The following is a 23,718-nucleotide window of genomic DNA, read 5'->3' as shown; positions in this document are numbered from 1 at the left end:
CGTTCCGCTTCCTTATAAAGCCTTAAGAGGTCATATGCTTTGCGTGAAACAGCGACTTTGGAGGTCGTCTCGTTTCCTTTTGGCGTTAAGGGGGGTATATACTTTGCGCGTAATAGCGACTTTGAAGGTCGTCTCGCAACATTTAAAGATTATTCCATGCGAGACGACCTTCACGGAGCATAAGCGCAAAGCATATACCCGCTGAGACGACCTCCACGGAGCATGAACGCAAAGCATATGACCGCTTGACCTTCATCGAACCCAAGCGCAAAGCGATACACCCACCCAAGCACTAATTTTCGAGATATTAACAAGCGGTATATCTAACAAAACGCTAACACGAAAGGGAGATCGATCATTGGGGTATCTCTATATTGCAGGCACGATTTTCTTTACCGTATATGGTCAATTGATTCTCAAATGGCGCATCGGCAAGTACGGGTCGCTTCCTGTCGATTTTGCCGATAAGCTACTTTTTTTGTTTAAGTTATTGTTCGACCCGCTGATCTTCTCCGGGTTTGTTTCCGCTTTCGTCGCCTCGCTCTTCTGGATGGCTGCGATGACGAAATTTGAACTGAGCTTTGCTTATCCGTTCATGAGTATATCGTTCGTACTGGTCTTTCTTTTTTCGGCACTCATTCTGCGCGAGCCGATGACATGGGCCAAAGGTATCGGACTCGCTCTCATCGTCGCCGGAGTCATTGTAACCAGCCGGTCGATGTGAGTAAGACCAAGGGTAACTTTTGGGGTTGTATCGCTTTACAGCGCAGAGGTGAGTTGCAGGTCGTTCCGCCTCCTTATAAAGTGTTAAGAGGTCATATGCTTCGCGTGAGATAGCGACTTTGGAGATCGTCTCGTTTCCTTTTGGCGTTAAAGGGGGTATATGCTTTGCGCGTAATAGCGACTTTGAAGGTCGTCTCGCAACATTTGATGATTATTTCATGCGAGACGACCTTCACGGAGCATAAGCGCAAAGCATATACCCGCTGAGACGATCCCCACGGAGCATGAACGCAAAGCATATGACCGCTTGACATTCATCGAACCCAAGCTTGAAGCGATACAATCCACCAAGCTATGATGATCAATGAATGCAATCTGGAGGCACATAAACATGATACCTTTCAACATCCCTGCAGTTACGGGAAAAGAAGAACAATACCTCCGGCAGGCGATCCAGCATCGCAAATTGTCCGGAGACGGCCCCTTCACGAAAAAATGCCATGAGTGGTTCGAAGAACACACGGGGTGCAGCAAAGCCCTCTTGACCACCTCATGCACACACGCGCTGGAAATGAGCGCGCTCCTTGCCGATATCCGCGAAGGCGATGAAGTGATCATGCCTTCGTACACATTCGTCTCCACCGCCAATGCGTTTGTTCTGCGCGGGGCCCGCATCGTCTTTGTCGATATCCGTCCCGACACGATGAATATCGACGAATCGTTGATCGAAGCCGCGATCACCGATAAGACGAGGGCGATCGTTCCCGTTCATTATGCGGGCGTGGCCTGCGAAATGGATACGATCCTGTCTCTTGCCGAAACGTACGGCTTATGGGTAATCGAAGATGCGGCGCAAGGCGTAATGAGCACCTACAAAGGCCGGACTTTAGGAGCGATCGGCCATCTGGGGTGCTACAGCTTTCATGAGACCAAGAATTATACCTGCGGCGAAGGAGGAGCGCTTCTCATCAACGATGAGCGCCTGATCGAACGGGCCGAGATCATTCGAGAAAAAGGAACCAACCGTTCGAAATTTTTCCGCGGCCAGGTTGATAAATATACATGGGTCGATCTCGGTTCCTCCTATCTGCCGAGCGAGCTCAATGCCGCGTACTTGTACGCGCAACTGGAGGAAGCCGCAGAGATCCATCGGCGGCGGATGCACAAGTGGAACATGTATTATGAGCGTTTGCAGCCATTGGCGGAACAGGGAGTGCTTGATTTGCCCGTCATCCCGGACGGATGCGAGCACAACGCGCACATGTTTTATATCAAGGTGAAAGATCTGGATGAACGAACCCGTCTGATCGCGTTTTTAAAAGAGCACGGTGTGATGAGCGTTTTCCATTATGTCCCCCTCCACAGTTCCCAGGCTGGACAACGCTTCGGCAGGTTTCACGGGGAAGACCGCTTTACCACCAGGGAGAGCGAAAGGTTATTGCGCCTTCCCTTGTTCGACACGCTCAGCGAGGAACAGATCGCGTATATCACCGATGTGATTTACAAATTTTGTGGAAGATTATGAGAAAATGATAGATAAATGGGCCCTGTACTGTGATAGAATAGAAAGGGGGTGAGTGAATTGATTGAACAGCGTTTGGACCGCATCGAAAATCTTTTGAGCCAATTGATCGGTATGGTCGCGGAGGTCAAAAAAGAACAGATAGAGATGAAAAGAGAATTGGCTGACATGAACGAGCGATTGGATCGAATAGACGGTCGTCTCGACTTACACCGCAACAAAATCAGCAAGAATACGGAAGACATCGAATTGCTGAAAGAAGCATACTGGAAAAGACAAGCATGAAGCTCTTGCGTACAGGCAAGTGCTTTTTTTGTGTTTAAAAATTCTTAAGTGTGTACGTCTTTGCCGCAAGTGGTGCCAGCAGAGAGTGAAAAGTGCCTTCGGGTGGGCGTAATGCTTTGTGTAAGAAAGCAACCTTGGAGGTCGTCTCGTTTACTTTTCGACCGTGAAGGGGGCATATGCTTTGCGCGTAATAGCGACCTTGGAGGTCGTCTCGCAACATTTGAATATTGTTCAGTGCGAGACGACCTTCAGGGAGCATGAGCGCAAAGCATACGCGCATCAGATCGTACATTTTCAAGAAAGCCACCAATGCTGCGAACAGCTCCATCAGAGAATCAAAAGTTTCTTGTGCGGGCATAGAGAAATGCTGTCACATGTAACAGAGTGGCTTTTGGGTGGATAAATCGCTTTGCAGCGCAGAGGTGAGTTGAAGGTCGTTCCGCAACCTCTGGTAAAAATCCGTGCGGGACGACCTTCACCGAACCCAAGCGCAAAGCGATTTATCTACCCAGGCACTTATTAACAAGCCAATTATCACGAGAACGGATAAAGGATGAGTGAATAGCTAAACAATGAAAAGACATCCCTCCCTTTCCAAATCCTATCACCTTTCGCTATACTGGTAGAAGATAGAATAGGATTGGAATGGGGGACAACGATCGTGAACCAATTCAAGAAACTCCTGGCGGTCACCGTTGCACTGACCACTGCGGTTTCGCCGGCGGCTTCTTTTGCGGCAACGGATAAACCGGCGTCATCTTCCTCCTTCACGGATATCGACACAGCAAGCCCATGGGCACGGGACTTGATTGCCGAAGTGAAAAAGCTAGGTTTAATGAGCGGGGACATGAAAGGAACGTTCCGTCCGAAAGATACGGTTACCCGCCAGGAAGTCGCGGCCATTCTGGTTAACCTCTTGCATCTGCAAACACCCGATGTCGCGCGATCCTCTTTTTCCGACGTATCATCTGCGAATTGGGGGATGAAACAGATCGAAGCGGTCGCCCAGGCGGGTTTGATGGCGGGGTACAAAGGCACATTCCGTCCGAATGATCCGATCACGCGTGAAGAGATGGCTGCGATACTCGTGCATGCGGCCAAAGGGTCGGCGGATGGAAAAGGGGACTCCCTCAAGCTTGCTGACCGCGATGATGTCAGCCCGTGGGCGAAAGGATATGTGCAAGCCGCGATGGAAATCGGGCTGATGAGCGGGGACGGCTCGCATTTCTATCCGCAAAAGAGTGCGCAGCGTCAGGAAGTGGCCGCGATGTTGCTCAATTTCATGAAAGTAACACAGGGCGTGGGACAAGGGGACGCAGCCCGTGTCAGCGCCGCCTTGACAGCAGTCAACCAGGCGGATGAGGGCAGTATGCAATCCGCATTGGAAAATCACGCGGCCGATTTGACGATCGATCTTTCCGCAAGCGGTTCCTACGGACAGCTTCCAAATGACGAGAAACAGATCGTGGCGCTCGATGTGTACGCGAACAGGCCGGAGGGCGGTTTCCAAACAGCAAATGATGTCAAAACCCTGTTTGACCGTGCGGTAACCACACGAACGGTGATCCGGCAGTCGTTAGCCGATGTGAATCATGCCGCTTCGGTTGACGACATTTTGGCGCAGAATCGCAAGTTTCTTACCGACGTGATCGCCGCTTTGGAAGAAGCGGAGAAAATACCGGATTTCACGGTGGAATCGGGCAGCAAAATCAGTGACACGCTTACACAATACCGTGCGCTTGTTGCCGATTATGACGGACTCACCGACCAGCAGAAAAGACTCGTGAGCTCCGCCATTCAAGGTCAATCGTTTGCCTCTTATCCAGCATTGATCCAGGCGTTTTCCGCTGCGGTCAAACAAGCGGCACTTCTCATTGCGATCAATGAAGCGCCGGAGTTCAACACGATGAAATCTCTGTTAGAGAAAAACGCCCAGGATCTCGGAATTGACGTTTCGGCGGGGAGCGACTATATGAAACTGCTGGGCGATACCGCCGGTCACCCGCCCAACTACGACAATCAACTGAATGTCGCCAAGGATGTCCTCGACAACAAACCGGCAGGAGGGTATACGAACGTGAACGATGTGAAAACCGTCTTTAACCAATCGGTAAACGTGAGAACCCTTTTCCTGCAAGAACTGAATCGCGTGCAAACGGCAACATCCGCCGGAGATCTCTCCGATGCTTCTTACATCACCGATGTCATCACCGCTTTGGAAGACGCGATGGCCACGCCGAACTTGAAAATGCTCTCGGGAACGAAGATCGATGATCTCCTCTTGCGTATGAAAAAGGACATGATCGCTTACAACGCGTTGTCGCAAGAAGCGCAAGCAGCGGTGAACCAAGCGATTGCGGGACATGCGTATGGCACATATAATGAGTTGCTTGCGGCATTTGAGCAGGCCATTGAGACCAATACACATGCCTAAGCCGAAAAAATATTTCGACCCGATTCGACAAAAAAACCTAAAAATTTCGCTTGTGTCAAGACTTCGCGCGATCATGTTCCATATCAATGCGTATCCAACGGGTCTTGTATGTCCCTGCCTGATGAGATACAATGATTGCGGAAAGTTTTGCGACCTAATATTTTACGAACTGAAACTATGTTTCGTCCATGATACGCATCGACAAGAGAACAGATAAAAATAAACCTCTGAATAAAGGGGTCAAAAAATGTTCGATCTCCTCGTTCTTACGAGAAGAAGAAACAAGGGCTACGTGTTCGATGCGTATACGCGCCGATCTCCTCTTGGGGCTGATCGGCGTTTATTATGTACAACTCCGCCATGCCTCGAGCGGCGTCACATGAAAAGTTACATGTGCGGGAAGAGAAGCTTAAGTCTGCCACAAGCCACGGAGTGCCTTCTGGGTAGATTGTTGCGGGAAGAGAAGTTTAAGGCAAACTCAAGAAACTGAGTGGCTTTTGGGTGGATGTATCGCTTTGCAGCGCAGAGGTGAGTTGAAGGCCGTTCCGCTTCCTTTAAACCGTTTCAGAGGGCATATTCTTTGTGCGTAATAGCGACCTTGAAGGTCGCCTCGCTTCCTTTAGGACGTTAAAGGGCCTATGCTTGGCGTGAAAAAGCGACTTTGGAGGTCGTCTCGCTTTCTTTTGAATGTGAAAGGGTATATGCATTGCGCGTAATAGCGACTTTGAAGGTCGCCTCGCTTCCTTTGGAACGTTAAAGGAGCATATGCTTGGCGTGAAACAGCGACCTCCACGGAGCATGAACGCCAAGCATATGCCCGCCATGACGACCTCCACGGAGCATGAACGCCAAGCATATACCCGCTGAGGCGACCTTCATCGAACCCAAGCGCAAAGCGATATACCCACCCAAGCAATCTGTTTATCCCTTGGTCGCCAGAAAATGAGCGAACCCCGCGATTGCCCGATACGACTTGCGGCGCATGCCTGCGGACAAGAGCGATCTCGCCGGTTTCGGATTCATTTCGATCATCCATACCTTCCCGTTCACATCGATTCCCATGTCAAATCCGACGATCCCGAGCGTGGGCTGACGTTTCGACCATAAACGGGCGATCTCGATCGCCGCTTGTTCGAGTGAGGCGAGCGGGATCTGTTTCCCGTTCTTTCGGCCCCTCTCTCGGATCCAGGAGAGGGTCGCTTTCCTCCCGCCGGCAACGATATTGGTGACGGCGCCGCCGCGCGATGCGATTTTCGGAATAATGCCAATCAACTTCCAATGGCCTTGTTCGCCCCTTTGTACAACCACGCGAAAATCGACCTGCCCCCCGTTCACTTGAATCAAAGGTAACCCTTGTTGCACGATGAGGCGGTCACCGAGCGTACGGCGAATCCAATGGCGAAGTTCCTGTTGCGACATGCGGCGATTCACATGCACCCGCTTTCCTTGCAAGCGATCCACTTTCACGCGGTACGTGCCATCCTGTTGTTTCGTCACGCGGGTGACACCGCGCCCGCCATAACCGCCGTTCGGTTTCACATAGACGGTAGCAAATCGGTTCAAATACGCAAAAATATCATCCATCTGCCGGACATAGCGGGTAGCCGGAATGTATTTCCGCGTTTCCGCATGCTTTGCCAGTACGCGGTTGACGCTCAGTTTTCCGCCGACGATCGGATTGAATAAAGGAATGCCGAGGAGACGACATTTTCGCCGGATCGTATTTGCCCGTCCCTGCACAGCCAGATGGACAAAAACATTTTCATAGACGACATGGGGGAGAGGAAGCGTTTGTCGCGTCCACTGTTCCTGGGGGGTTCCTACCGCTTTTCCCACCCATCCGGTCACGCGTTTCTTCTCCCACTGAAAATGATCCGGATGCGCGAGAATCGGTGTCATGCCGAGCTTCGCCGCTTCCCGTGCCATCATGCGGAAAGCATGGGGAGGCCGCCATTTATGGGTGCGTGCATCCCGCCGGGGCATGATGGTTGTCACTATCGCAAAGCGAATGACCTTATCCAAGGTCATCCCCTCCTTTTTGACCGTCGATGCACTTCTCACATGATATGCACAGGCAGTAGATTGTGGCAAAAAAATGATAAACCGCAGAAACGAAAGATTCGCTCAAAAAATATTTGTAATCAACTTATCTTTTCATGATTTAGCCGAAATTGGCTCTATCATTTTTGCAAATAGTCTTTAATATAGAAGTAGTGGTAGTCTCATACATAGTTCGAAAGGAAGCTATGAAATTAAAAGGATTCGCGACAAAATCTGAGTTGAATGAGGGGATTGTATGAAGAAAAAGCAACTGGTCCCGGTCATGCTGACGAGTGTAGTCATCGGCTCTGCGATACTGAGCGGTTGCGGTTCGAGTAACTCGGCGACTGCAAAACCGGCTTCGCGAGCAGTCCCTGTGGCAACCGCAGTGGTCAAAGAGGGAACGATCGGTGCCCACGCCGTTTTTACCGGCCAGATCAGTCCGAGTTTACAAACGAAAGTCGTTTCGAAAGTCAGCGGGAAAGTGGTTAAAGTATTCGTCAATGCAGGCGATACGGTGAAAGCGGGCCAACCGCTGGTTCAAGTGGATACCACCGACCTAGAAAATCAGCTGCGGCAACAGCAGGCTCAGCTCCAACAACAACAGGCGCAGGTGCAAGCGATCCAGGCGCAGGTGCAAACCAGCGAGGCCCAATTGGAAAAAGCGAAAACGGACGCACAGAATAACTACAATCAATTGCTGGCTCCTTTAGAGCAAGCAAAGATCGCATTGGATGACGCTCAGAATACGTACAATCGCAAACAGAACTTGTACCAACAGGGGGCGATTCCAAAAGCGGATCTCGACGCTGCGCAAACCGCTTTGGAAACGGCCAAGTCGAAATACGACGCCGCTCAGCAACAAGTAAATGCGGCGAGTCCCGGAGGAGACCCGCTCAACGTGGACAGCGTGAAGATCGCGCAAGACCAGGTGGCTCAGTCGCAGGCGCAGGTGGCGGCGGCCCAGGCGCAACTGGGACAGATCCAGGCGAACATTGATGCGACAGAGAGCCAGATCGCCCAAGCGACCGTTACTTCGCCGGTCGACGGTGTGGTGGTTTCCAAGGATGTGGAGGTCGGCGGTTATGCCGGTGGGCAAGGCTCGGTAGCGACGATCGCGCAAATCGACCCAGTACAGGTGAACCTGAATATTCCCGAAAATATGATTGACAAAGTCAAAGAAGGCCTGCACGTCAAAGTAGCTGTCAATGCGTTGGGGAACCAAACATGGGATGCGGTCATTTCACGGATCAATCCGGTGGAAGACACGAATTCGAAATCCTATCAGGCTATTGTTGAGATCAAAAATCCCGACCGGAAACTGAAACCGGGTATGGTGGCGCAAGTGACGGTGGAAGGGCTCACCCCGCGCAAAGCGTTGGTCATTCCTGCGAACGCATTGGTACAAACGCCCGATGGGCCCAAAGTCTTCACCGTTGAAAACAATGTGGCGCATCAACATCTCTTGAAACTGGGAGCGATCGAGAGCGATCAAGTGGAAGTTCTCGAAGGTCTGAAAGCGGGAGATGTACTCGTAACCGAAGGACAAGAACTGCTCGGTGAAGGTGCTTCGGTGAATGTGACCAACAAGAGCGGTTCCCAAAGCAAAGACAGCTCTGCGCAAGCCTCAGGCGACTCATCTCATAAACACGGAGGCACGCAAAGCCAAGGCAACGGTCAAAAGAAAGACGCTGCCCAAGCGTCGGGTGATCAGCAATGAAAATCGCCAATTTTTCAATCGAAAGACCAGTCACCATTTCGATGATCATGATTGTCCTCATTCTGTTGGGGACGATCTCGATTCCACTCCTTCGCGTGGATCTGTACCCGAATATGACGATTCCTGTCGCAGTGGTCAGCACCACGTGGCAGGGAGCATCGCCTGAAGAGGTGGAGCAGCAGATCACAAAGCCGATCGAATCGGCGATGTCCACCGTTTCCAATGTGAAAGAGGTCGATTCGACATCCAGCCAAAACACCTCGCGTGTGGTCGTACGTTTCAATTATGGCGTGAATATGGACCAGGCGACGTTGGAGATGCGTGACAAATTGGATCGCATCCGCAAAAGTTTGCCGACCGATGTGGACACACCGACGGTGACCCGTGTCGATCCGAACAGTTCACCGATTCTGACCGTCACGCTCTCCGGCAATACGGACGCATTGGAATTGAAGCGCCTCGCATCCGATATTGTCGAACCGCGCTTGGAGCGTGTCGATGGTGTGGCTTCGACACAAGTGACAGGCGGGAAAAAACGAGAGATTCATATCGATCTCGACCCCGCCAAAATGCAAGCCTACGGTTTGTCGATCAGCCAGGTGACACAAGCGCTGCAAAACGATAACACATCGGCAGACGGAGGGCTTGTCAACCAGGGGAATAAATCGATCAGCCTCCATGTGGACGGCGACTTCAAAAATGTGAACGATATCGGCAATGTGCCCATCCGTCTACAGAGCGGGGCCACGATCTATATCCGAGATATCGCCAGCATTCAGGATACGTACGCGGATGTCACGGAGATGGCGCGCGTTAACGGTGTCCCCAGTGTGAGTATCGATATTTTAAAAGTGCCTGACTCCAACACGGTTCAGGTATCGAACAACGTCCATCAAGCGCTCGATCAGATGAAAGCGGTGCTGCCAAAGACCGTTCAATTAACGGTGGTGTCCGACCAGGCGGTTGATATCAAGCAATCGATTCAAACGGTCGTCGAACACACGTTATTGGGTGCCGTGTTGTCTGTGATCGTCTTGTTCCTCTTTTTGCGGAGAATCCGCACCACGTTGATCATCGGCGTGGTCATTCCGATCTCGATCATCAGTACGTTCACACTGATGTATTTCACAAACCAGACGATCAACACGATCACATTGGGCGGTTTGGCGCTCGGGTTAGGTTCGTTGGTCGACTTTGCCGTCGTGGTGATCGAGAGTATTTTCCGTTATCGCAGCCAGGGACATAACGCAAAGGATGCGGCGAAATTGGGTACAGCCGAAGTAGGCGCGGCCGTCATGGCTTCCGCATTGTCACAGATCGCCGTGTTCGCGCCGATTGCATTCACCAGCGGATTGGCCACTCAACTGTTTGGCCCGCTCGCGCTGACGGTGAGTTATTCGCACGTGGCTGCCTTGTTCGGTGCTCTCACGTTGGTGCCGATGCTCGCGTCCAAATGGATGCCCCAGGTGCAGGATGACGAAGAACATGTGACCGGCGGGCGTTTTAACCCCTTGGCGGCTTTCCAACGCGGGCTGATCCGCTTGAACCGTGCGTATGGGCGTGTTCTCCGTTGGGCACTCGGTCACCGCAAGACGGTCATTGTGGCAACGATCGCCATGTTTGCAGGCAGTGTCGCACTGGTGCCTTTGATCGGTTTCGAGTTGGCGCCCAACGTAGACCAGGGTCATTTCAAAGTGAGCATTCAAATGGCCAACGGAACCAGGTTGGACGTAACCAACCAGGTCGCGACGAAGGTGGAAAACATCATCCGCCAAATGCCTGAAGTGACCACCGTGTTTACACAAGTCGGAGGAGCGGGAGGCGGCCCATTTAGTCTCGCTTCGACGGATAGAGCGAACATTCAAGTAAATTTAAAACCGCTGGCAGAAAGATCGCGATCCACGGATCAAGTCGTCGAAGAGGTGCGGAAAAAGGTGGCCAATATCCCGGGGGCTCGCATCCAAGTATCCGCATCGTCGACAGGATTCGGCAGCGGTGGATCTCCCATTCAGGTACAGATCAGCGGTGATGACGAAAAGGTCTTGCAAAAGCTGAGCGATGAAGTGGAGAAAGTGGTTGAAAGCGTGCCGGGCACGCGGAACGTGCAAAGCTCGTTGGATAAGCAAGTTCCGCAATATCAGGTGAATGTGGATCGGCAATTGGCCGCCCAGTACGGTTTGTCGGTCGGTCAGATCGTTTCCGCGATCCGTTCGGCTTATCAAGGGGCGGTTGCGACCCAATTTCATGCGGGTGACAGTTCGATCGACGTGATCGTGGAATACCCGGAAACGTTCAGCCGGCAAATCGAGAATCTGTCAAGCGTGACGATCGCCACACAAAACGGCGGACAAGTGGCTCTCAGCGATGTGGCCTCCATCGTTCCCACCGTCGGGCCTGCGCAAATCAGCCGCACGAACCAAACGAGAACCATTTCCGTGACTGCCGAGTTGTTTAACGTCAACCAGGGAATGGCGCAAAACGAAGTAGCCGCCAAGGTCGCGCAAATTCCGGTACCTGACGGATATACTATCGGTCTCGGCGGATCGCGCAACGACCTGAATGATTCCTTCAAGAGCTTAGGATTCGCCATGCCGTTAGCGATCATCCTGGTATACATGGTCATGGCCAGCCAGTTCGAGTCGCTGTTCAGTCCGTTTATCATCATGTTCTCAATGCCACCGACATTCATCGGTGCGGCCATCGGGCTCGTCCTGACACACCGGGCACTAAGCATCAGCGCGTTGACCGGTATGATCATGTTGATCGGGATCGTCGTCAACAACGCGATCGTGTTGGTCGACTATACCAACCAATTGCGCAAAAAAGGCATGGAACGGAACGAAGCCCTGTTGGCTGCCGGACCGGTTCGTTTGCGGCCTATCTTGATGACGACGGCCACCACTGTGTTGGCGATGTTGCCGCTTGTGATCGGTTTTGGGGAGGGGGGAGAAGCGCAAGCGCCGATGGCAACCGTTGTCGCCTTCGGGCTCACATTCTCCACCTTGATCACTCTGGTGCTCATTCCGGTTGTTTATACGCTTTTTGATGATTTCGGCAACTTCATCCGTCGGAAGTTCCGCCGGAAAAACCGTGTGCAAATGGCAGATCCTATGATGCCGATTTCCAAGTAGCCACCCTGAAGAAAGTGTCTCAATCAGGAAAGTGAAAAGTGTCTTTGGGTGGGCGCCGTAATGCTTTGCGCGTAATAGCGACTTTGGAGGTCGTCTCGCAACATTTGATCATATTCTGTGCGAGACGACCTTCACGGAGCATGAGCGCAAAGCATACGCCCACCAAAGCACTCATTTTCAATAATTAAATACGCCCCTATGATCAACCCCTGAAAGGGATGGAACATACCCATCCGTTTCGGGGGTTTTTTCTATTTTTTACATAGATTTTCCACACTTTTTCCGTAAATGGTACCAATTCTTTAACTAACCTAAACATATCATCCAAGCATCTGCGTTCACATAGAAGAAATAAAATCGAATTTTAATATGAAGGAGACACATGCATGTTACATGCGGAAAACTTGGGCGGAGAGGAATCGAGGATTTTAACCCCCTCGATTCGCATGAATTGGAAAGGTGAGAAAATCATCCACATTCAAGTGGAATTCGTGGGACATGTCACGAAAAACGGGATCTATGAAAAGACGGAACATCTGGGGAGAGCGTTGATCCAGGTGGCCCACCATACTTTAATTCGTGAACATACGATCGATTATGTTTCACTGATCCATGAATCCCCGGAAATGCTCCGCGAATTGCAGGAACTTGAAGACTTCTTTAATTGCATAAAAATAGGCAAACAGAAGCTGGAGGGCTCCATTGCTATCTTGGAACACTTGGAAATTTATAAACCATTCAGGGGAAGAGGATTAGCGAAAGCGTTTATTTGGTTACTGCTCAAAGCGCTGAAAGAAGAGATCGAAGCCGATTATGTTCTGTTAAAGCCGTATCCTTTTGAAATCAGAAAAGATGATCAAGCTTCCACGCTCAAAGAGAAACTGCGTTTGGAAAAGATGTATGAAAAATCCGGATTTCGCAAATTTCCGACCACGAAGATCATAAAGAGCAAGGAAGGATACATCCTAAATTACATGTACATGAATCTGAATGACAAACAATTTAAAGATTTTTCTTTTTGAACAGCAGGAATTGATTCTGCACTCCTTATCCCTCATGTCCATCTATGATGTAGAACGAACAATCATCTCGATCAATCTAGAGAAAAGTTCGGGTTTGACAATCGATTCAACCTTTTGATAACATGGTTCATAGGTAATATTTGTTTAAAAACGAACATTTAAAGGGTGTATCCGATGAAATATGACGTGATCATCGTCGGTGCAGGTCCCAGTGGGATCTTTGCCGCCTATGAACTGACTTTGGTATCTCCAAACGCGAAAATTTTGTTGGTCGATAAAGGTCACGATATTCGACATAGAAGATGCCCCATTTTGGAAGAGAAACTGGTCAAGTGTCCGCCGCCGACCCGGATGAAAGAGTATGCCGGGTGTCTGCCCGCGTGTTCGATCACGTCCGGATGGGGTGGAGCCGGTGCATACAGCGACGGAAAGTTCAACATCACGACCGAGTTCGGAGGCTGGATGCAAGACTACCTGCCGCCTTCCAAAGTGCTTGAGTTGATCGAATATGCGGATTCCATCAATCTCCAACATGGGGCAACGACGACGGTTACCGACCCGACAACGCCCGCTGTGGCCGCGATTGAACGGAGAGCGGCTGCGGCCGGACTGAAACTGTTGAAAGCGCGTGTGCGCCATCTGGGGACGGAAGAGAACCTGAAGATTCTGCAAAACATTTTCAGTACGGTGGAAGACAAGATTGAGACTCGTTTCAAGACGTTCGTTGAAGACATTCTCGTCGAAGAATTGCCCGATTCTTCATCGGCGAACAGTTCCTATCGCGTCACAGGCATCCGTTTGAAAAACGGCGAGGAACTGTTCGCCGATCATGTGATCATCGCTCCCGGACGCGACGGTTCCGAATGGTTGGCGAATTTGTTAAAGCGCCGCGGGTTGACGATGATAAACAATCAGGTGGACATCGGGGTGCGTGTGGAAACCTCAAATGTGGTGATGGAAGAGATCAATCGTCATCTGTATGAAGCGAAGTTTCTCTTCAACACATCGGTCGGTACGCGTGTCCGCACATTCTGTTCCAATCCTAGCGGTCACGTGGTCGTGGAAAACCATTCAGGGGTGATGACCGCCAATGGTCATGCGTACAAGGATCCCGCTCTTGGCAGTCCGAATACGAACTTCGCTTTGCTGGTCTCTCACACATTTACCGAACCGTTCGATAAGCCGATCGCTTACGCCAAAGAGATCAGCCGCCGTGCCAACGATTTGTCCAATGGTTCCGTGATCGTGCAGAAATACGGGGATATTCTCAAAGGCCGCCGTTCAACGGAGAAACGGATTCGGGAAGGGTTTATCGAACCGACGCTGAAAGAAGCGGTTCCGGGAGATCTCGGGCTTGTACTGCCATTTAATACGATGAAATCGTTGATCGAGATGATGGAAGCCTTGGAAAAAGTGACCCCGGGGATCGCGGCAGAGCATACGTTATTTTACGGCGTGGAAGCGAAATTTTATAGCGCCCGCCCGCGTTTGAGCGAATCGTTCGAGACAGAGATCCGCGGACTATTTGCTATCGGCGACGGGGCAGGCATCACGCGCGGTTTGGCGCAAGCATCCGCCGCAGGGGTGCATGTCGCTCGTTACATCCACTCGATTTTGTAAGTAGTCGCTCATGCCGCTTCGGCGGCGCATCAGAAGATGAAAAGTTTATTGTGCGGGAAGAGAGATTTAAAGCTGCCATAAACGACAGAGTTACTTTTGGTGGATGTATCGCTTTGCAGCGCAGAGGTGAGTTGAAGGTCGTTCCGCTTCCTTAAACCGTTAAGAGGTATATGCTTTGCGCGTAATAGCGACTTTGAAGGTCGTCTCGCAACATTTGATTATAATTCCATGCGAGACGACCTTCACGGAGCATAAGCGCAAAGCATATGCCTCAGAGAACCCAAGCGCAAAGCGATACATCCACCCAAGCACTCATTTTCAAGTAGCCATACAAGATTATTGGTATCCCTCTGTAAGCCGAGGTTAAACGGAAACAACACAGGGGGATACCATTATGTTTGCAGAAGAAATGCATTCCACAAACACTCCTTCAGCGTTGCAGATATCCCCGGTTGATCTTTCTCTATTACGGCTTTTTCCCTTTCTCATAGAAATCCTTATCTCTATAGAACCTTCCATATCCGATTCGCGCACACATTCCTCACGAATCACAACGTACCGGTATGCAAGACTTCTTCCTCTCCAATCCTTTCCTCACAGTTAAGCCATACTAAATTCATCATTTGTATACTATTTCTATACATTTACATTACATGAATTGTGTACTATGGATATGAAATATATATGAGAGGGATGTTTTTAAGCAATGGGGCAAAAGAGATATGAAAATCGTTCCATGGTACATCATCGCTGGACGCATTCGGAAGTTACATTCATCAAAGAAAACCTTGATCGAATGTCGATCCGCCAACTTTCGATATCTCTTGGGCTTTCATTCTCAAGTGTAAGGCGTAAGGTAGAACAAATAAAAAGCGGAATTATGAAAACAGGGGATCATCTCGTCCGTACTCCTAAAAGTGATACGACTTTCTCAGAAGTCATCTTTCTCTATTATCTACGTAAAATGGCTCGTGAATGTAAACAAAGAGGGATAAGACCCGATGTCTCTTCCTTTCTTGAAGAGTACAGAAATCTGAGAGGGGAATTGGAAACATCCCCTCTCGCAGAGAGTGTCAAGAAACGCATAAGAAACATCCATTAAGAAGAAGTTCTAGGATTTTGTATAACAACAAAAGCGGGGATTCCCCCGCTTTTGTTACACTTTGAAACGTTGTATAAGGGCTTGCAATTCTTCCACCATTTTCTCCAGATTTTCAGTGGAAGAACCGATTTCCTCCATGGATGCCAATTGTTCTTCCGTGATCGCCGCGACGTTTTGGGAATGGGCCGCCGTTTCTTGTGAAACGCGTGCCATCTCTCCCACAGAGGCGGCTACCTGTTGCGATCCTCCCGAAAGTTGCTTGGTGGTGGCCGCGACCTCCTGGATTTGTCCGGCGATTCGGTTCACCGAATCGAAAATGCGGGCGAATGTTCGTTCCGATTCTTGCGCAACGGTGAGGCCCGACTCCACTTCTTTTTTCACTTGTCCCATGAAGTCCACGGACGTTTTCGTGTCTTTCTGCGTTTCCTGAATCAAGTGGGTGATCTGTTTGGCTGATTCGGCCGTCTGCTCGGCAAGTTTTCTCACTTCGTCCGCCACAACAGAGAAACCGCGGCCTAACTCACCCGCTCTCGCCGCCTCAATCGCCGCGTTAAGCGCTAGCAGGCTGGTCTGATTGGCGATATGGGTAATTAACTCGACGATTTTTTCAATCTCTTTCGCACGTTCCACCAGATTCAAGATGGATTCTTCTGAACGTTTGACGGAATCGCTGATCGATTTCATTTGCTTCACCGTGTTTTGAACCAGGCGATTCCCTTCTTCCGCCTGATGCATCGTCTCGGAAGCCGCCTCAGACACGACGGACGAACTTTCCGCGATACGGCTGATCCCTACGGCCATTTCCTCCATGGCTCTTGCGCTCTCTTCGGCACTTTGCGTCTGGTTCTCCGTTCCGTTGGCTACCTCTTGAATTGCCAGAGCCACCTGTTCCGTTGATTGGCTCGTTTGTTCGGCGCTCGCTCTCAATTCGATGGAAGAAGCAGCCACATGGTCAGCCGTTTCTCGCACCTGGTTGATGATTGTGCGCAGAGACTCACTCATGTGATTGAAGCTTTCGGCCAATTGGTCAAATTCATGATTCGACCGGATTTGGATCGTTTCGGTAAGATCCCCTTGACGGATTCTCTCCGCCGCATCGTTTAGTTCTCTGAAGCGGCTTGTGATGGAGCGAATGATCAGCCAGACGATGATGGCACCGACGAGCAGGGAAAGAACGATGACAATCATGGTAGTATGTAAGATGGAAGAAGCGGCTGTATCGATTTCATCCGCATTCCATGAGGCGACAATCTTCCACCCCGTGGTTTCGTTGGTGATGAAATCAATGTACTTGCTCTGACCATCAACGACATCATGAATCGCACCGGCATCCTGTTTGGACAACGCTTCCGCCTCATAGCCTTTCGCTTCCGTACCGGGCTTCATCGTAGGATGGACAATCACTTTGCTCGTCTTAGCCAATAAGTATACAAAACCCTTTTGTCCGATTTTTACCTGATTGACGACGTCGGATAAGTATTGCAATTTCAAGTCAAGCGCGACAACCCCCGCTCCGTTTTGCAACGTTTTCGCGATGGTCACTGTCATTTGGCCGGTGCTGGCAGCCACATAAGGTTCTGTGATGATGATATTCCCCTTTTGGCTCATGGCCTGCTGATACCAAGGGCGTTTGCGGGGATCATACCCGGCAGGAAGGGAGAGTTTCGGGGATTGAATAAATTCTCCGGTGGATGTTCCCACATAGATTGATTGTAGTTCCGGATGGAGTTTAGCATAGGCGTCCAGTTGTTCTCTCACAGGCAGATGGTCTTTACTGTCGAGTTCTTCCTGATTCACTCTCTGTGAAAAGTAATCGATATCGAGCATTTTCGCCTGGATCACTTGGTCGATCGTTTGATTGATCAGCTGCACGTTCTCGTCAGCGGCTTGTTGAATTTCGACTGCGACTTTGGTTTTCGCTGTCTGATAGGAGACCCAACCGATGATCATGCTGGGAATGATTAAAATAATTGCAAAAGACAGGAGCAGTTTCTTTTTTACATTGAATGAAAACCATCCCTTTACCCCTTCTTTCAATGCTGATACCTCCTCGCTCAAATCATTCAATTATTAAATAGTAAAACATTACAATTATATAAAAAAACAAGAGAAAAGTAAGCCCAATCCCCAACGGTTCATGTCAAATGAAAACCGATGGAAATTTCATGCCTAAACGAAAAAAGATGAGAAAAGCCCTGCGCAAGCTGCAGGTGGTATCCTGATTTTTTCGAAAATTCATCACTAATCGTCTCAAACGAGAAGGACATAAGGGATGGATCTCGAATTCAATCAGAGAGGTGAGGACGCATGGGGAACGTGGAATTTGAACGGTTCTGGACGTCTAAGGAAGTGTGTAACACCTTTCGAATCACGGGGAGCACGTTGCGAAAATGGTGCTTGCAACTGGAAGCTCTGGGCTACGCGTTCAGCCGCAATGATAACAATCAGCGACTCTTCAAGGCGGCCGATCGCGAAGTTCTTCAACAGCTCAAATGGGATCTCGATGCCGGATTCCCTCTTGAGAACGCGGCGAAGTCAGTTTTGGCAAGACTCGGACGCGTGCCTCGAACGGATGCCGTTCCTAGTGAAACAAGCATTGTCTCCTCGGAAACACACACAATGGCGCTCGCGGAAGACGTGAAGCAACAGCTATTTGACGAGTTTCGCAAAATTGTGCGGGAGGAAGTCAGGGAGGAACATAAACGATTCAGTCAGGATTTCGCGCCGATCCAAGCCCATATGACAAAGCTCAATGAGTTGCTTCAAACCATGCAAGAAGAAATAGCGGCCACCCATGATCTTCTTGCCGCATGGGAAGAAGCTGACTCGAAAAAGAATCAATCGTGGTGGAAACGATGGTTCGGGAACAAATCATAACTACACGCATATATGGGGATTACACAGATTTTTGATCATAAATCCTCCTGTCTCACCGGCAGGAGGATTTATTTTTGGATAAAAAATTACCAAAGTACCCTATTAAATGAGATTTCATTTTCGTAACTTTTAGTAGAAATCAAAATGATGAGGTGATTGAGCATGAAAAAAACGCTGACTGCATTATCGTTACTTTCCACTCTTTCTTTAAGCGCCGTCCCCGCGTTCGCGCAAAGCAACGGCAAGATTGTGACTACAGGGAAAGGGAACGCGCACCAAAACATCATTATCAATTTGAAACAAGTAACGAATACGGTTGATTTGGATGATATTCAAGGACATTGGGCAGAAAAATACATAAAAGACCTCGTGAAAAAAGGAATTCTGTCCGGTCGGGGCAATCATAAATTCGTACCGAATGGCCTGGTCACACGTGCTGAATTCGCAACAATGCTTGCGAGATATTTCAACTTGGAAACGCAATCGACCACGCAAGATTTCGAAGATGTACCGAAAGACTCTTGGGAATTCAAGTATGTAGAAGCGACAAAAGATTACTTTGATGCGTATCGTACTTTGGATGGCGGTCTTGTATTCAAACCGAACGATGGTGCAAAGCGTCAAGACGTAACGGTTGCGTTGGTCAAAGTATTACTGAAATTAAATCCTAGTCTTCAATTAATGGATGCTGACGCGGCGGATCAACTCTTGAAAGAAAACTTCCCGAAAGATGAAAATCAAATTGCCCCGGCTCTTCGTCAGTATGTGGCTACGGCCGTGAAATATGATCTGATTCACGGATACGGGGATGGCACATTCGGGCCCAATCGTGTTCTCAACCGCGCAGAAGCGGCAACCTTGCTTGACCGTTTGCAAGAGAACAGCGTAGTTGTTGTGGGCGATCAAACAGGAACAAGCACATCAACGACAAATACAAACACGAATACAAATACAAATACTGCAAGCAACACGACGACCGGCAGCACGGAAACGCAATCCTCTACATCCGGCAGTATCCAGACCCAAAATAACACAACTGTCACGATCACACCTTCTGCGAATACAGGATCTGCAAACAATACAACGGAGAACAGCGGATCCCAATCCACATCCGGAACTGTCCAATCGGGTAACGGGACTTCCACAAGCGGAACCACAACCGTAAACGGCAGTTCAACGGCTACCAGCACAACGAATACCCATTAATTTCGTGGACAAGACCGGGAGATGACCTTTATTCTCCCGGTCTTTTTCCTTGAGAAAGTGACGAAGTATAAGGTAAAATGTGAGTTTGAATCGATTTCTACTTCCGGGGGATGTTCGTGTGCTAGGAGTCAAAGAATTGTTGTTAAATGTTTTAATCATTCTTCTATCCATTCTGGTTTCCTCTCCGTTTACGAATAAAAAAAGTGAATCCTTCTGGTGTTCCGTTCTTTATTCATTAGCGACCATTTTTTGTATGTCGTTCCCGTTTCAGTTCAGTTCAGGCGTCTTCTATGATTTGCGGATTATACCGCTGCTGCTTGCCGTTTTTTATGGACGATTTCAGACAGGACTCATCGTTACTGCTGTCTTTTTCGTCTATCGCGTTTATTTGGGCGGGACGGGTCTTCAGTATACCCTTCTTATTTATTCCGTTGTCCTTGCCGTTTCGTTTTTCCTCTCCCGAAAATTTCAAGCGTATAGTAAGTTTAAGAAAATCCTTGTCCTGATGATTCTCGATTTGTTCCTGGCGATTTCAGGAGTTCTCCTCTCTTTTTACATGAAGAATAGTTATCATCTACCGAATGCTCTTCCTGTTGAATTTATGTTCGCGTATCTTGTACTAAACGCTCTAGGAATGTGGATGTCTGCTTATCTGATTGAAACACTCAAAGAACGGAATCAAGATCGGATGAAGGTCAATCATCTGGCCTATCACGATTCATTAACGGATCTCCCGAATCGGACTTTATTTTTTTCGGAATTAAAGAATGCGATCGATCAGGCTGAAAAAAATAACCAGGTACTAGCCGTCATGTATCTGGATTTGGACCGTTTCAAGTATGTCAATGACACCTTTGGTCACCATGTGGGAGATGAATTGATTCAGCAATTCTCCATGAGGGTAGTCAAATGTATTCGAGATACCGACCTCGTAGCCCGCATGGGTGGAGATGAGTTCACTCTTCTGTTAAAAGACATAAAATCTACGGATTGCGCTCTGAATATCGCGAGACGTATCATTGGATCCTTTGAGGAACCCATAACGCTGACGAATCAAGAGCTTTTTGTAACCACAAGTATTGGAATCGCCTTTTTTCCGAAAGACGGCACAGATGCTCAGACTCTAGTAAAAAACGCCGATACCGCTATGTATAAAGCCAAGGAAAAAGGAAGAAATCATTATCAGCTCTATGAATCCACTCTGACCCAGCATGTATCGAAAAAGCTGATTTTAGAAAGCTCCTTTCGAAAGGCATTGGAACAACATCAATTCTTTTTACTCTATCAACCGAAAGCGGATATTCACTCGAACAGGATTATCGGCGTGGAAGCATTACTCCGCTGGAAACACCCTGAACTTGGAGAGGTACCCCCTGCTGAGTTCATCACTCTGGCTGAAGAAACAGGATTCATTCATTCGATAGGAAAGTGGGTCTTATATACCGCCTGCAATCAAAACAAAAGCTGGCAGGATAAGGGGTTGCCGCGAATTCCTATCGGCGTCAATTTGTCTATGCATCAGTTTCAACGGGATGATTTGGTGGGAACCATTCAGTCCGTGCTCAAGCAAACGGGGCTCGCTCCCCAATGGCTTGAGTTAGAGATCACGGAAAGTGCGATCATGAATAATCCGGAAGAGGGTGCAAAAAAGATCAAACAAATGAAGGAATTAGGGATTCACCTTTCCATCGATGATTTTGGCACTGGGTACTCTTCATTAACGAGTTTAAAACGTTTTCCCGTAGACACATTGAAAATTGACCAGTCTTTTATTCGGGAATTGACGACCGATCCAAAGGATGCGGCGATCACGAGAGCGATCATCACTTTAGGGCGTTCCCTTAACTTGAAGGTAATTGCGGAAGGTGTGGAGAATGAGGAGCAGCTTGCCTTCTTGCGGAACCAGGACTGTCATGCACTGCAAGGTTACTTGTTCAGCCACCCTCTGACAGCACATGAATTTGAACAGCTGCTAAAGAATCATACGAACCGTAATGTTTTGATTCACACGCATCCTCATGTAGAAGTTTGATCGGGCTGTCCCGCTGAGAATCCCTTAATTCAATCGCTTGTAGAATCGTATCCCGAAGATGAGGACAGACGTTGCAGTCACCCGCTTACGGCGTCGATCACTTGCATCAGAGAAAATCCCCGAAGCAGGCGGCCAACCGATCTTTCGGAGGATTTTCTCTTTCTTATTTTCTGCGAATTCAATCGTACAGCATTTTCTCACTGACCACCCATAGAATGTGTAGGCTTTAACTTCTTGTGCGTATCGCCTCTAATATCTGTATTTCTCTTCGCGTTAGATTGAGGACGTTTTCTGGACTCGGTATGCAGCCGCAATCGATCAGAGCCAATCTCGTTTTATCCTCGCATGTAATTTTACGTAGCAACCCAAAACGAATGATAAGATCCAACAGCTCTTCTACTGTCTCAGGATACGAATAGCCTGAGCGCTCATAGATCAAGCGCAATTCAGCTTCTCTTCGGTTTACCAAGTCTTTATCTTTTTGAAAAACGAGATGTCTCTTCAAGTATGAAACGACTTCCTCAAGATTTTGTTTATGAGTAGCTGCTTGGATGAGCAACGGGTATACGATCATTCCATCTAACGGAAGAAAGCGCATCCATTGAGCTTTAAATAACACGTCTGATACGAGACTCCAGGAGTTTTGCTTCGGAATTATCGTACTGCTCATTTCTTCATCCCTTCGGTAACTGGCTGGCGTAGTCATAGACCGTAGCCCCTGTAGCTTTGCGTCCTTGGCTTTCGCCAAGTTTGCCATTATCGGAGGTTTAGTATTTGTATTATAATTCATATTCCCTCATTTTTCTACAAAAATTGACAAAGTTCAAGTGTTCGGTTAAAAGTGGGACATTGAACCTTGCCGATCGTTATGTTATCTTGTACTGAGAGGAATCAGGAACATGCGACTCTGTTCTCCCGCGGGATGCGGCGAGGGGCAGAGTCGATCTTGTGTAAGAATCGATATTGAATGCAAACAGAGAGGGAATGCACATGAACAAACGCAAACTGATCTCCGTTGTGATTCCTGCGTACAATGAGGAACTCGTGATTCGGGAAACGCATAAGCGTTTGTCGACCGTGTGTTCCATATCGGGATATGATTACGAACTGATTTATGTCAATGACGGCTCGCGTGACCGTACCGAAGAGATCTTGCGGGAATTGGCGTTCCACGACTCCCATGTCCGCGTGCTGAGCTTTTCCCGCAATTTTGGCCATCAAGTGGCCGTGACGGCGGGCATCGAACACGCGTCAGGGGATGCGGTGGTGCTGATCGATGCGGATTTGCAAGATCCGCCGGAGTTGATCCTTGATTTTATCACCAAATGGGAAGAGGGCTATGATGTCGTTTATGCGGTACGAAAAAGCCGCGCCGGTGAAACCTGGTTTAAAAAGGTGACGGCCAAACTGTTTTACCGGATTCTTCAAAGACTGATCGATATCCAGATCCCCCTGGATACGGGTGACTTTCGTTTGATGAGCCGGCGCGTGGTGGACAGCTTAAATGCGATGCCGGAAAAACATCGCTTCGTCCGCGGACTGGTGTCCTGGATTGGTTTCAAACAGGTGGGCATCGAGTACGAACGGCAAGAACGGTTTGCCGGCGAAACGAAATACCCATTGCGAAAAATGTTGCGTTTCGCTTTTGACGGCATCACATCCTTTTCCTTTAAACCCCTGCAATTGGCAGGCATTTTAGGGCTTTATTCGGCGGGGATCGGCTTCATTGGCATCCTGATCATTCTGTATATGCGCTTGTTCACCCATTCAACCGTACAAGGTTGGTCTTCCTTGATGGTCGTCGTTCTGTTCTTAGGTGGTATTCAACTGTTGATCCTCGGCATGATGGGGGAGTATATCGGGCGGATGTACGATGAGGTACGGAGGCGTCCGTTGTATATCTTGGAGGAGAAAATTGGCTTTCCGGGGGGGACGGTACAGACCCATCAGGATCGGGAGCTGTCACAAAGGCATGATGATTACTTCCCGGCACGATCATAGCTC

Annotated in this window: 16 protein-coding genes and 1 riboswitch; of the genes, 13 read left to right on the top strand and 3 right to left on the bottom strand. The window is 49.1% G+C overall.

Going from position 1 to position 23,718, the window contains the following annotated elements; translation table 11 throughout:
* Window positions 1-358 precede the first annotated feature (358 nt).
* The 4 genes from DNHGIG_RS06035 to DNHGIG_RS06020 all read left to right on the top strand — a co-directional run bounded on the left by DNHGIG_RS06035 (window position 359) and on the right by DNHGIG_RS06020 (window position 4,964).
* Window positions 359-724: an EamA family transporter gene (locus DNHGIG_RS06035; protein ID WP_282198824.1), complete on the top strand. Its 366-nt coding sequence runs from the start codon at window positions 359-361 to the stop codon at window positions 722-724.
* Window positions 725-1,114: 390 nt separating this feature from the next.
* Complete coding sequence (rffA, locus tag DNHGIG_RS06030; RefSeq protein WP_282198823.1) at window positions 1,115-2,248, top strand: dTDP-4-amino-4,6-dideoxygalactose transaminase; 1,134 nt, start codon at window positions 1,115-1,117, stop codon at window positions 2,246-2,248.
* A gap of 57 nt (window positions 2,249-2,305) precedes the next feature.
* On the top strand, window positions 2,306-2,530 hold the full coding sequence (locus DNHGIG_RS06025) for a hypothetical protein (RefSeq protein WP_282198822.1): 225 nt from the start codon (window positions 2,306-2,308) through the stop codon (window positions 2,528-2,530).
* A 661-nt stretch (window positions 2,531-3,191) separates the two neighbouring features.
* On the top strand, window positions 3,192-4,964 hold the full coding sequence (locus tag DNHGIG_RS06020) for an S-layer homology domain-containing protein (RefSeq protein ID WP_282198821.1): 1,773 nt from the start codon (window positions 3,192-3,194) through the stop codon (window positions 4,962-4,964).
* A 921-nt stretch (window positions 4,965-5,885) separates the two neighbouring features.
* On the opposite strand, the gene DNHGIG_RS06015 is transcribed toward DNHGIG_RS06020, so the two are convergent.
* Window positions 5,886-6,986 (bottom strand): YheC/YheD family endospore coat-associated protein, encoded by a 1,101-nt coding sequence (locus DNHGIG_RS06015; RefSeq protein ID WP_282198820.1) that lies wholly within the window; start codon window positions 6,984-6,986, stop codon window positions 5,886-5,888.
* A gap of 274 nt (window positions 6,987-7,260) precedes the next feature.
* Between DNHGIG_RS06015 and DNHGIG_RS06010 the strand changes: the two genes are divergently transcribed.
* The 5 genes from DNHGIG_RS06010 (at window position 7,261) to DNHGIG_RS05990 (ending at window position 15,599) form a co-directional block, all read left to right on the top strand.
* Window positions 7,261-8,724 (top strand): efflux RND transporter periplasmic adaptor subunit, encoded by a 1,464-nt coding sequence (locus DNHGIG_RS06010; RefSeq protein WP_282198819.1) that lies wholly within the window; start codon window positions 7,261-7,263, stop codon window positions 8,722-8,724.
* Window positions 8,721-11,855 carry an efflux RND transporter permease subunit gene (locus DNHGIG_RS06005; protein ID WP_282198818.1) on the top strand — a complete coding sequence of 1,045 codons (3,135 nt, stop codon included), beginning with the start codon at window positions 8,721-8,723 and terminating at the stop codon, window positions 11,853-11,855. Before DNHGIG_RS06010 ends, DNHGIG_RS06005 begins: the two co-directional genes overlap by 4 nt.
* A 386-nt stretch (window positions 11,856-12,241) precedes the next feature.
* A complete protein-coding gene (locus tag DNHGIG_RS06000; RefSeq protein WP_282198817.1) occupies window positions 12,242-12,877 on the top strand; it encodes a hypothetical protein in 636 nt (211 codons plus the stop codon).
* A gap of 174 nt (window positions 12,878-13,051) precedes the next feature.
* Window positions 13,052-14,497, top strand: coding sequence for an NAD(P)/FAD-dependent oxidoreductase (locus DNHGIG_RS05995; RefSeq protein WP_282198816.1), 1,446 nt, complete (start codon window positions 13,052-13,054; stop codon window positions 14,495-14,497).
* A gap of 706 nt (window positions 14,498-15,203) precedes the next feature.
* Window positions 15,204-15,599, top strand: a complete 396-nt coding sequence (locus DNHGIG_RS05990; protein WP_282198815.1) for a hypothetical protein — start codon at window positions 15,204-15,206, stop codon at window positions 15,597-15,599.
* A gap of 54 nt (window positions 15,600-15,653) precedes the next feature.
* Here DNHGIG_RS05990 and DNHGIG_RS05985 read toward each other — a convergent pair whose 3' ends face one another.
* Entirely contained in the window at window positions 15,654-17,636 is a 1,983-nt protein-coding gene (locus tag DNHGIG_RS05985; RefSeq protein ID WP_282198814.1) for a methyl-accepting chemotaxis protein, read from the bottom strand.
* Between the two features lie 270 nt (window positions 17,637-17,906).
* On the opposite strand from DNHGIG_RS05985, the gene DNHGIG_RS05980 reads away from it, so the two are divergent.
* The 3 genes from DNHGIG_RS05980 (at window position 17,907) to DNHGIG_RS05970 (ending at window position 21,714) form a co-directional block, all read left to right on the top strand.
* A complete protein-coding gene (locus DNHGIG_RS05980; RefSeq protein WP_282198813.1) occupies window positions 17,907-18,476 on the top strand; it encodes a helix-turn-helix domain-containing protein in 570 nt (189 codons plus the stop codon).
* Window positions 18,477-18,638: 162 nt separating this feature from the next.
* Window positions 18,639-19,682 carry an S-layer homology domain-containing protein gene (locus DNHGIG_RS05975; RefSeq protein ID WP_282198812.1) on the top strand — a complete coding sequence of 348 codons (1,044 nt, stop codon included), beginning with the start codon at window positions 18,639-18,641 and terminating at the stop codon, window positions 19,680-19,682.
* A 118-nt stretch (window positions 19,683-19,800) separates the two neighbouring features.
* Window positions 19,801-21,714 (top strand): EAL domain-containing protein, encoded by a 1,914-nt coding sequence (locus tag DNHGIG_RS05970; protein ID WP_282198811.1) that lies wholly within the window; start codon window positions 19,801-19,803, stop codon window positions 21,712-21,714.
* Window positions 21,715-21,940: 226 nt separating this feature from the next.
* Here DNHGIG_RS05970 and DNHGIG_RS05965 read toward each other — a convergent pair whose 3' ends face one another.
* Window positions 21,941-22,384: a DUF6042 family protein gene (locus DNHGIG_RS05965; RefSeq protein ID WP_282198810.1), complete on the bottom strand. Its 444-nt coding sequence runs from the start codon at window positions 22,382-22,384 to the stop codon at window positions 21,941-21,943.
* 11 nt (window positions 22,385-22,395) lie between these two features.
* A riboswitch (cyclic di-GMP riboswitch) is annotated at window positions 22,396-22,479 on the bottom strand.
* Between the two features lie 225 nt (window positions 22,480-22,704).
* On the opposite strand from DNHGIG_RS05965, the gene DNHGIG_RS05960 reads away from it, so the two are divergent.
* Window positions 22,705-23,715, top strand: a complete 1,011-nt coding sequence (locus DNHGIG_RS05960) for a glycosyltransferase family 2 protein (RefSeq protein ID WP_282198809.1) — start codon at window positions 22,705-22,707, stop codon at window positions 23,713-23,715.
* Window positions 23,716-23,718: the final 3 nt, after the last annotated feature.

The organism is Collibacillus ludicampi, from assembly GCF_023705585.1.
GTDB lineage: Bacteria > Bacillota > Bacilli > Tumebacillales > BOQE01 > Collibacillus > Collibacillus ludicampi.
This window is presented reverse-complemented; position numbering and strand designations above follow the sequence as displayed.

What these genes read in the sequence shown, in the direction of transcription:
- DNHGIG_RS05975 (WP_282198812.1), top strand. Translation starts at nt 18,639, where the DNA reads ATGAAAAAAACGCTGACTGCATTATCGTTACTTTCCACTCTTTCTTTA.
- DNHGIG_RS05995 (WP_282198816.1), top strand. Translation starts at nt 13,052, where the DNA reads ATGAAATATGACGTGATCATCGTCGGTGCAGGTCCCAGTGGGATCTTT.
- DNHGIG_RS06010 (WP_282198819.1), top strand. Translation starts at nt 7,261, where the DNA reads ATGAAGAAAAAGCAACTGGTCCCGGTCATGCTGACGAGTGTAGTCATC.
- DNHGIG_RS05980 (WP_282198813.1), top strand. Translation starts at nt 17,907, where the DNA reads ATGGGGAACGTGGAATTTGAACGGTTCTGGACGTCTAAGGAAGTGTGT.
- DNHGIG_RS06000 (WP_282198817.1), top strand. Translation starts at nt 12,242, where the DNA reads ATGTTACATGCGGAAAACTTGGGCGGAGAGGAATCGAGGATTTTAACC.
- DNHGIG_RS05965 (WP_282198810.1), bottom strand. Translation starts at nt 22,384, where the DNA reads ATGAGCAGTACGATAATTCCGAAGCAAAACTCCTGGAGTCTCGTATCA.
- DNHGIG_RS06005 (WP_282198818.1), top strand. Translation starts at nt 8,721, where the DNA reads ATGAAAATCGCCAATTTTTCAATCGAAAGACCAGTCACCATTTCGATG.
- DNHGIG_RS05960 (WP_282198809.1), top strand. Translation starts at nt 22,705, where the DNA reads ATGAACAAACGCAAACTGATCTCCGTTGTGATTCCTGCGTACAATGAG.
- rffA (WP_282198823.1), top strand. Translation starts at nt 1,115, where the DNA reads ATGATACCTTTCAACATCCCTGCAGTTACGGGAAAAGAAGAACAATAC.
- DNHGIG_RS05990 (WP_282198815.1), top strand. Translation starts at nt 15,204, where the DNA reads ATGGGGCAAAAGAGATATGAAAATCGTTCCATGGTACATCATCGCTGG.